General features: G+C 49.7%; 2 protein-coding genes. Both read left to right on the top strand.

All coding sequences use genetic code 11. From position 1 onward, the window contains the following. Positions 1-14: 14 nt before the first annotated feature. Complete coding sequence (locus tag MKY44_RS14930; protein WP_341007690.1) at positions 15-5,282, top strand: SDR family NAD(P)-dependent oxidoreductase; 5,268 nt, start codon at positions 15-17, stop codon at positions 5,280-5,282. Between the two features lie 35 nt (positions 5,283-5,317). Then, positions 5,318-11,224, top strand: a complete 5,907-nt coding sequence (locus tag MKY44_RS14935; protein WP_341007691.1) for a type I polyketide synthase — start codon at positions 5,318-5,320, stop codon at positions 11,222-11,224. Positions 11,225-11,231: the final 7 nt, after the last annotated feature.

An 11,231-nucleotide genomic window follows, 5' to 3' on the forward strand; every position in this document is an offset into this window, starting at 1 on the left:
GAGGAAACATTCAGATGGGAAGCAAAAGGACGGAAATTGCCGTTGTGGGTATGGCCTGCCGTTTCCCGGGAGCCGGCGGATATGATTCATTTTGGGAAAACCTGATTCAAGGTCGCAATTCCATCTCTGAGATTCCCCCGGAACGTTGGGACTTGGAGCAGTTTTATTCGTCAAACTCGAATGACACAGGCAAAACCTCAAGCAAATGGTGCGGGTTGGTGGAAGGAGCATATGATTTTGACCACAGCTTTTTTAACATTTCCCCGCGTGAGGCTACGAGCATGGACCCACAGCAGCGTTTGCTCCTCGAAGATACGTGGCATTGCATCGAGGATTCGGGCATTTCTCTGTCAGAGCTTCAGCAGAAGGTGACAGCTGTTTATACCGGCGTGATGACAGCGGGTTATTTGCAGCAAATGGAAGCCTCACAGGCGGACAGTTACGCCTGTCTTGGCAATTATGAGAGCTTGCTTGCGAACCGGATATCTTATGCGTTTAATTTGAGTGGCATGAGCCTGCCGATTAATGCGGCCTGCGCTTCTTCACTTGTGGCTATTCACGAGGCGAGACGTGCCCTGATTCTGGGAGAATGTGATTATGCCTTGGCTTCTGCCGTGAATTTGAATCTCGACCCGCTCAAATATGTTTCCTTTTCCCAATCAAGAATGTTAAGCCCCACAGGGCAGTGCAAAACATTTGACCAGAGTGCGGATGGATATGTCCCGGGAGACGGGGTTGCTGTATTGCTTCTACAGCGGTTGGAGGAAGCCGTTGAGCAAGGAAATACGGTTTATGGCATCATTAAAGGCTCTGCTGTCAACCACACGGGGAAAAGTTTGTCTATTACGGCACCTCGCATGGAGGCACAGCGTGATGTCATTTTGGCTGCGTGGAAGGCTGCAGATATCGATCCTCGCACCATTACCTATGTCGAAGCACACGGGACTGGCACCTCGCTGGGGGACCCGATTGAGGTCGAGGCGTTAACCCAGGCATTTCGGCACTATACCCCGGATCGGTCATTCTGTAAGATTGGATCGGTTAAAACAAACATCGGTCATCTGGAGAGTGCAGCGGGCATAGCTGGTCTTATTAAAGTGATGATGATGATGAAACATCGGAAAATTCCGGCCTCTCTTCATGTGAAGACGCTGAATCCGATGATTCCTTTTTCGCGCACCCCGCTGGAGGTTGCACGGAAACAAGAGACTTGGCACAGTCGGGAGCGGGGGCAGCCTTTACGCGCAGGGATAAGTTCATTCGGTTTCGGAGGTGTAAACGCCCATGTTGTGGTCGAACACTACGAACCTGCTGCTAAACCCTCTGTTCCCTCCAAGCTATCTGTTCAGCAGGATTCCAGAGAGCCCTCCAGATTATTTCTGCTGTCTGCCAAGTCGGAAGCGAGCTTGCAGGAGCATGTCGCAGATTGGCAGCAGTGGTTCGACAGGCATTCTAATGCGGAAGATACACTACGGGCCATCAGCCTGTCGCTGCTTAAAGGCAGAGAGCATTTCAAATATCGGTTTGGCGGATGGGCTCATACCCGAGAAGAGCTCAGGACATTGCTGAATTCCGACTGTTACGGCAACACGCCAATTGGAGCATCCGCAAGGTATCTGAACATTCAGAGTCCCACATGGGAGGGATACGCCCAATTGAAATGCTCTGGACATACGTCTCAGTTATTACTGCGTAAGGCAGAAAGGCAAATCGAGGCAGCATTAAAAGCAAACGGCATGAGGGAAGAATGGGAAGACTTGATGGCAGGGTACTATCAGGATACGTGGCATGAAGATTGGCGAGAATTGTATTGTTTTATAGCCGGATATGTTCATGCAAATTCCTTGATTCAACTGGGTTTTGCCCCTCGGTGGATTCAGGGAACAGGAATTGGCATGCTGATTGCATGGGTCATTGGAGGTCACATTTCTGTTGAAGATATGATCTCCGTGCTACTCAATCAGAAGGGTGCCGAAGACGTGAGACTGTGCAGCCCCATATGGCCTGTCATGCAAGAGGGAAGCTCATCCCTAATCATGCCCTTTGCTTTTGATGATTCCTATGTACATGATTTGATTCAATCTGTACGGATCGTGGAGGAACAGGCTTACGACGGGTTCCGAGACGAATTGATGGATCGTGCACATCGTTTATACACCCATCAGTATACGTTCAGGAACTACATAAATGAATGGAATGACGAATGGCAGGAGAGCACGGGAACAACCATCCCATGGCCGTTGCAACAAACGTCTGACTGCAGTAGTTCAAGCGAATCTTTCCGTTCCATGTCGGCTGTGCTATGCATTGCAGTCATGGATGCGCTGCGCAGGGTGAAACGAAAGTGGCAGCTTCAGATCTCGGAAGAGTCAGACATTCCGGCTGTACAGGAACTGCTTGATCTTCTGGCCGATAAGGTTATTACTCGGAGAGACATTATCGAGATGTTGTTGAACGAGACAGGGGAACATCATGAACTTTCACGGATCACAGCGCAGTTAAACCGGAATTCCGGACTCATGCTGCCAGAACGCGCGTACACACTCATTCGTCAGCATCAACAGCGGACAGGTGGAATGCACAACGCATTCCAATTTCTACATGACTTCCTTCAACCCGGTAGTGAGAATGAAAAGGATCGCAAGATATCTCTACCTCATTCAGAAAAAGCCACAGACTGGATGAAGCAGACCGGACAAGAAGCAGAGGAAGTGACCTTGGAATTACCATTTCACGAAAATGTACTGCGATTATGGCTGTCCGGCATGGAGCTCGATATGCGTCAGCTTGCGGAAGAGGAGCCTTATCAGAAAGTACGATTGCCACGTTATGCATTTCAAAGAAAAACATTCCGTTGGTCTGCCAACTTTGGTAGAAAGGCGAAGGATTCCTTCCAAGAAACAGAAAGTAAAAAAGAACATGATCAGCTTCATCCAATGCTTCACCGCAATCTTTCGGCTAATCAGAACACAAGATTCTGTTCGGACTTTACAGGGCATGAATTTTTTCTCAACGATCATCGGGTTCGAGGGCAACGGGTACTTCCAGGTGTGGCTTATCTGGAGATGGCCCGCTTGGCTTTGCACAGTGTAAACCAAGCGCCCTCTTCCTCCTTTGCGGCGTTCCAGATTAAGAATGCAGCCTGGACAAGTCCAATTTTCGTGAATGAACGACCAGTTGAGGTATCCGTTCGACTACATTACGAAGACATGGAACGGGGAGTTCTGCGATATGAAATCAGTGCGGAAGGCAGCGAAGCCCCAGATCGTCTGAGCTGTGGTACAGGCCGCGTCGCCTTGAATTCGTTGGCACCTGTTGATCGTCTTGATATTTCGTCTCTGATTGCAGCCATGCGAGAGGAGAGTTTGTTGGATCATGAGACCATCTATGGCCGCTTGCGAGAACAAGGGCTGGAATATGGACCAGGTCATCAGGCGATTGAGCGAATGTACATCAGTTCGGGTCAGGCTCTGGCACATCTGAAGATCCCTTCCCATATAGAGCATACATTGGGCGATTATGCGTTACATCCTAGCATGATGGATGGGGCCTTGCAGACAGCGATGTTATTGCTTGACGATAACGCCACCCCTCAGGATCAAGAGAAGGGAATGAAGCTTCCTTTTTATATGGAAGAAATGGTTTGTTTGTTACCGTGTACAGCGGAGATGTGGGTGCATGTCCGTTTCAGTGATGGTTGTCCAATCGGAGGGAACGTGGTGAAGCTGGACATGGATCTAATGGATGCCAAGGGAACCGTCTGTGTCCGGATTCGGAATTACATGTGCCGCAGCATACCGGGAGAGAAGAGGCAGCAGCACGTGATGCAGGATGCGGAGCGGGTAACGATCACCAGGGATTTGCACGAAGATTTCCCACCTGGTACAGAGTTGCTGGCTCCTGTGTGGAGTGTGCTTCCATTGGAGAAAGACAGCAGGATTTCTTTAGAGAGTCTCAGAACGGCCATCATTGTTGCAGGGACAGTAGAGATGAGCGGATACCTTGATGAGGTTAGACAACAATATCCGGGAGCTTCGCTGATATTGCTGAAGCCTGGCGAAACTGTGGAACAAATGGCCCAAAGACTGGAAAACTGCGGACAGTTTGACCATCTGCTATGGGTCTCGGGGTTGGGCAACGCAGAAGGGAAGGATGGCAGCGCGATCACTCAGAGCCAGGAGGAAGGCGTGATTATTGTATTCAGTTTGGTCAAGAGTCTATTGCAGCTAGGGTATGACAGGATCCCTCTCCAATGGACCGTAGTTACTTTTAGTGCCATAGCCATTCATGCCCAGGATGTAGTTCATCCGCTCCATGCAAGCATACATGGCTTCCTCGGTTCTTTGGCCAAAGAATACAAAAACTGGACGTTCCGGGTAGTTGATCTTGATTTTGCAGATCGAAGTCTGCCAGCGCCTAGCGACATGCCCATTGTGCCTGAGAACTCTTGGAGCAATCTGACTGTCTATCGGGCCAAACAGTGGCATCGCTGCGAATTACTGCCTGTTAAACTGCCTTCCATTCAGCAATCGGTTTATCGACGCGGCGGCGTATATGTCGTTATAGGCGGTGCTGGCGGATTGGGTAAAGTTTGGAGCGAGTATATGATTAGTCACTACAACGCTCAGATCATTTGGATCGGACGAACAACGCTCAACCCCGATATTGCAAAAGAGCAGGAAAAGCTTGCTCTGACAGGCCCGGCTCCAGAATATATATCAGCAGATGCAGGCAGTCCCGATTCCTTGCATGAGGCCTACAGGTTAATCAAACAACGCCACGGAACAATTCATGGTGTTATTCATGCTGCCATTGCACTCAGAGACAGCAGTGTAATGAAAATGGACTTGCCACAATTCAATGAAGGATTATATGCAAAAGTCAACGTATGCGCGGGAATGCTCGAGGTCTTTGAGAAGGAGTCGCTTGATTTTATGCTGTTTTTCTCCTCCATCAATGCGTTTGCCACACCTGCCGGGCAAAGCAATTATACAGCCGGGTGTACATTCAAGGACTCATTCGCCCAGTGGCTTCATCGTTGTCTTCATTACCCTGTTAAAACCATTAATTGGGGGTATTGGGGAAGCACGGGAACGGTGGCTTCTCCAGCTTATCGTGAGCGGATGACCAAACAGGGCATTGGCTCGATAGAGCCTCCCGAAGCGATGGCTGCGCTTGAACTGCTTCTGGCCAGTTCACTTCCTCAACTGGGACTGGTCAAAATCATTGGTGAGGCAAAGCCATACGCGATCAGCGAGCAAGAATTCATAACAATACATTAGGCATGAAGCGTGTAATCCAACAGGAGGGCGAAATCATGCAAGATAACGAGCGGTTATCCTTACAGCACAAGCTGTGGAATTCATTAAACCAGAAACTGATGCATGTGTTAATTGTTCAGATGGAACAGCTTGGAGATGTTGGAACGATGGCAGGAGCTTCGCACTGCACTTCTTATCCTGGTGTGCTTCCTGCATACCAACGATGGATGGACCACACGCTTCGCATTCTTCAGCGTAACCCGGAACTCGGTGAATTTGGACGAAGTAACACTTGGTCTGATTGGGAAGAGCACAAGGAGCACTGGATTACGCAGCCAGAAATGAGAGCAAGGGTGGAGCTTGCTGACGTGATGGTCCGGGCGCTGCCCGACATTGTTACTGGCAAACAGTCCGCAACAGAGATCATGTTTCCGGGTGGCTCCATGTCAAGAGTCGAGGGAATATACAAGCAAAATTCAATTGCTGATTATTTCAATGCACTGCTTGCAGATGAGGCCGCCCAGCTGATCAGCGATTTCTCCGGGCATGGCAATCGCAAGATCCGCATTCTTGAAATCGGCGCCGGAACTGGAGGAACAAGCTCCATGCTGTTTCAAAAGTTCGAGCCCTGCCGTGAACTTATTCAGGAATACTGTTACACGGACGTCTCCAAATCTTTTCTACAGCATGCAAGGAAACAATATGGGCCGTATTATCCCTACCTTACGTACAGCCTGCTCAATATTGAAGAGCCTTTGCATTCTCAGGGAGTTGAAGCGGGACGATATGACCTGGTCGTGGCTACCAACGTGCTGCACGCCACACGTCAGATCCGCCATACTTTGCGCAATGCCAAAGCGTTATTGACCTTGAATGGTAAACTGCTAATCAACGAAATTATTGAGGATTCCCTGTTTAACCACGTAACGTTTGGCTTGCTAACCGGATGGTGGCTGTTCGAAGACGAACAGGTGCGTATTCCCGGCACTCCGCTGTTGCATCCGGATCAGTGGAAAGCGGCACTGGAGCTGGAGGGTTACTTTGACATAGAATTTCCCGCATCCAATGCCGAAGGACTGGGCCAGCAAATCATAAGCGCAGCGAGTGACGGAATAGTCCGGCAGAAACACACCTTTTCATCAGCGGCTCAGATGCTGCCCACAGCTGGAAAGGAAGAGCCTCTAAAGCCACAAAAGACTATTACAGTTCAAGAACCAGAACCAGCCTTAAACGCGTTAAACTCGAAAAACCCTGCTGTAGATGACAGGGAATTAAAACAAGCATGCATGATGTATTTACAAAAGATGATCGGTGCCATTCTGGATGTAGAACCAGAGCAAATCGATCCCGCGGAAGCTCTAGAAATGTATGGACTGGATTCAATTCTCATCATTCAGTTAACTGAGCAGCTAAATAAGGAAATGGGGGAGCATGTGAGCAGCGTGCTCTTTTTTGAATATACAACCCTTGACGCACTGGTCAATCATTTTGTGGAAAAGCGCAAGTTTGAACTGATCTCGATGCTTGGGATAACGAAAAAGCAACAGAAATCGATAACAGAGCCTGAACTGAATATTGGTGGAATTTCGGCAGAAGCCGCCACTCATCTAACTGAAAGTTACAAGCAGCAACGACCATCTGAGGCAACAAGTGAAGTAGCCATCATCGGGCTTGCCGGGCGTTACGCTCAGGCTGATGATATGGCAGAATTTTGGAACAATCTGATGCAGGGCAAAAATTGCATTACTGAAATACCTTCACAACGTTGGGATTGGCGAACCCACTACCATTCGGAGAAAGGAAAAAAAGGAACGTCTTACAGCAGGTGGGGAGGATTTATTCGTGGCATCTATCACTTTGACCCGTTGTTCTTCCATATTTCTCCTAAAGAGGCCGAACAAATGGACCCTCAGGAGCGGCAGTTCCTGCAAACGGTCTATGTTGCCATCGAAGATGCCGGCTATACCCCTCAGGCTCTTGCCAATTCGGGTACAGTCGGTGTGTACGCAGGTGTAATGAATGGCAACTATCCTACGGGAGCTTCCTTTTGGTCCATAGCCAATCGGGTATCCTACACGTTTAATTTCACGGGGCCAAGCCTGGCCGTGGATACGGCATGCTCTTCCTCCTTGACGGCCATTCACCTGGCAATGGAAAGTCTGCGCAACGGCACCTGTGACCTAGCCATCGCAGGCGGTGTGAATCTGATCGTTGACCCGGTTCATTATGTCAGGTTATCCGAAAAAACCATGCTGACTCCAGATAACGAGTGCAGTCCTTTTGGAGAGGGAGCCAACGGTTTTGTAGACGGAGAAGGTGTTGGTGCATTACTCCTCAAGCCGCTTCATCTGGCGGAGGCCGACGGGGATTTTATTTACGGCATCGTTAAAGGAAGCATGATTAATGCAGCGGGTAGAACAAAAGGGTACACCGTGCCCAATCCAGGCCAGCAGGCAAAGGTGATTAGCGAAGCTATCTCGCGATCTGGCGTAGATGCCCGGACCATCAGTTATATTGAGGCACATGGCACCGGTACAGCACTGGGTGACCCGATTGAAATCGAAGGCTTGCGCAGGGCATTTGAGAAACATACGGCGGATAGACAATTTTGTGCAATCGGCTCGGTGAAGTCGAACATCGGCCATGCCGAGAGTGCGGCTGGCATCGCCGGGGTCAGCAAAATATTACTGCAAATGCGACACGGCTGCCTGGTGCCTTCACTGCATGCAGAGAGCAGCAACCCGAATATCCGGTTCAGTCAAACCCCATTTCACGTTCAGCAGCACATGACTCCATGGGTTCGTCCCGTACTGGATACACCTGAAGGCATGCGCGAATATCCGCGGATTGCGGGCATCTCCTCATTCGGGGCAGGCGGTGCCAATGCCCATGTCATCCTTGAGGAATACAGGACGGATAACAAGGTGGACCAGAAATCGGTGATGGTAGGGGATCCCAATGCACCGGTAATGATCGTTCTATCGGCAAAAACCGAAGATCGTCTCAGGATAAAGGTGAGACAGCTTGCGCAAGCCGTTCAGGATAACGCTTATACGGACTTACATCTCGCCCGGATCGCCTACACACTGCAAACCGGAAGAGAAGAGATGGAATGCAGATGCGCTTTCACGGCGTATACCATCAAGGAGATGGTAAGCAAATTGCAGGCGTATCTCACCGGGGAAACGGCACATGAACAGATATTCACCGGAGAGATCGATATTGAACGGAATGACAATCGACTTGTAGACGATGACGATATGCAGGAACTGGCAGCCAGCTGGATGCGCAAACGAAAAACGGTTCGGCTTCTGGAGCAATGGGTTCGCGGAATGAAGTTGGATTGGCAGCAATGGTATGGAACGGCTAAACCACAGCGAATTAGCCTGCCGGGATATCCTTTTGCGGAAGAGCATTACATGATACCTTCTTTATCCTCCTCCTCATCAGGGAATGAAGGCTTTGAAACCACGAACGTCGTAGCGCCAAGCCAGACAGAATGGCTGCATCCGCTGCTGCACAAAAACACCAGTTATTTAGGCAGTCAGCGGTTTAGCTCACGTTTTACCGGAAACGAATCATTTCTGCGTGATCATCAAGTACGAGGGGTGAGCATATTACCCGGAGCGGCTCATCTGGAGATGGCTGCAGCAGCTCTACGGCATTCCCTGCCGCCCGAAGAACATAACAGAGAGCAAAACGGAAACGATCATATTCGTCTGCATGATCTGGTATGGTTGCATCCCGCATCTGTAGAGGATCAGCCGTTGTCTGTACATCTCGAATTGCAGGCCGAGCGACACCAACAGGGGTACCGGTTTGAAATTACAAGCAATGCGAAGGCTGAGGCTCCATCCGTATTATGCAGTCAAGGATTCGTTTCCCTGATTCGCTCCACAGGAGACACGCCAGTATTCCAACCTGCTGATTGGCATAAGTGTCATGGCAACAAGATCGTTCCACCTGAGAGAGGTTATCAATTTTTCTCTCAAATAGGACTGGTTTATGGAAGCACTCACCGCTGCATCTCACATTTGTATACAGGACAGCACAGCGTGATGGCACGACTAGCCATGCCATTGTCGGGTACAGAAAGTCTGGAGGAATACGGACTCCATCCATCCATGCTAGATTCGGCTTTTCAGGCCTGTCTTGCACTTGCTATGGATTTGAGCCAGTTGAGCCAAGAAGAAGGCCTTTCGCCTGAGCCCTGGCTGCCATATGCACTGCAACAAGCGGAGATTTACAGACCATGTTCTTCTGTGATGTGGGTAGAAGTCCGTTATACCGCGGGTAGTGGTCCTGGGAATTCCATGCCTCGTTATGATCTCACGCTCTATAGTGAGGATGGATTGCTTTGCGCGAAGTTTGAAGGTTTGGCGTTACGGAAGTGGGCTGCCGCGTCCCAATCCCAGCAGGATTGGACCGGAGAGGAAGCTCGCTTGACTAATCAGTTCGGGGATCATTTAAATAACCTGCATGCACTGGAGCCCTGGACACAAGATCTGACCATGTCGGCGGCAGCGGCAACAGCGGAAAAAGATGATGCTAAACTGGCTGTTCTTACAACGGTGTGGGCCCCATTAGAGCAGCAATCATCAAGTGAAGTCGTTTCCGGCACTGAGGTGTATTCAGCGGAAAGACTTCTAATTCTCTGCGAGAATGCCCATATGAACATCCGTTTCCCGAGAGGGAATGCTTTTCGGCAGATTGTCTTTCCGAGACAGGCATCTGTGACACAGATGGTAGATATGCTTGCTGCCGAAGGTGATTGCGATCATATGATCTGGCATTGTCGCCCCGGTATGTCCAAGAATCGCATGACAGAAACAAACAGGGAAGAGCAGGAAAGCTTCGTACCCGAACTTACTCGTTTCTTCAGGTTTGTCAAAAGCCTTCTGCACCTGGGATACGGCTCCAGAAGTCTTAACCTCACAGTAGTTACAACGAATGCGCAAGCGCTCGCCTTCGATGATACCATCGACCCGGACCAGGCAGCTATTCATGGGTTGACGGGTTCACTTGCTAAGGAATATGCCCATTGGGCCATTCGCGTCATTGATCTGAATGGCGGCGAAATTCTCCCAATGGATGCTATTGCAGATATGATACCGGACCCCCACGGAAACGCATATGTGTGGAGGGATCAGGAATGGTATCGCCAGGAATTAGTGCCTGTAGAATACAATCCCGTTCCACTAGCCGCTTATCGGCAGGGAGGGGTCTATTTGGTTATTGGCGGAGCCGGAGGAATTGGCGAAGTCTGGACACGTTATATGATTGCGACTTACAACGCCCAAGTGATCTGGCTAGGAAGAAGTCCCATGAGTCCCGAGATTCGCCGTAAAATCGAACAGTTGGGCCTATTGGGGCCGGAGCCTCTTTATATCCAGGCAGACGCTTCGCTCCCCGGTCGTCTGGAACAGGCTTATGAGTCTGTCATAAAGCGGTTTGGACAGGTGAATGGAATAATCCACTCTGCACTAGTGTTGTCTGACAGAAGCCTGGCGCGTATGGATGAGGAGATTTTCAACAACGTGCTTTCTGCCAAAGTTCAAATTAGTGAACAAGTGAATGCATTAATGAGTCGGCTTCGGAAGCAACCCGATTTTGTCTTGTTTTTCTCTTCGCTGAACTCCTTTATGAAACTGCCAGGTCAGGGCAACTATGTAGCTGCCTGCTGTTATGCCGATGCCCTGGCCTCACAGATGAACAGGAAATGGCCCGGACGGATCAAAGTGGTCAACTGGGGATATTGGGGCAGCGTTGGTTCGGTCGTATCTGAGCAGGTAAGGCTAAGCATGCATCAGAAAGGCATTGGTTCTATCGAAGCTGAGGAAGCCCATCCCATTCTGGAATGGCTAATGTCAGGTTCCCTGCAACAGGCCGCCATACTCAAGATGACCCGTAAACCCGAAATGCTTGTACTAAATGAAAATCAAATGTTAACGGTATATCGTTAGACCAAGT

This window comes from Paenibacillus sp. FSL R7-0026 (genome assembly GCF_038004485.1).
GTDB classification, from domain to species: Bacteria; Bacillota; Bacilli; order Paenibacillales; family Paenibacillaceae; genus Paenibacillus; species Paenibacillus xylanexedens_A.

Coding starts and splice junctions, on each gene's coding strand:
- MKY44_RS14930 (WP_341007690.1), top strand. CDS start 15: ATGGGAAGCAAAAGGACGGAAATTGCCGTTGTGGGTATGGCCTGCCGT.
- MKY44_RS14935 (WP_341007691.1), top strand. CDS start 5,318: ATGCAAGATAACGAGCGGTTATCCTTACAGCACAAGCTGTGGAATTCA.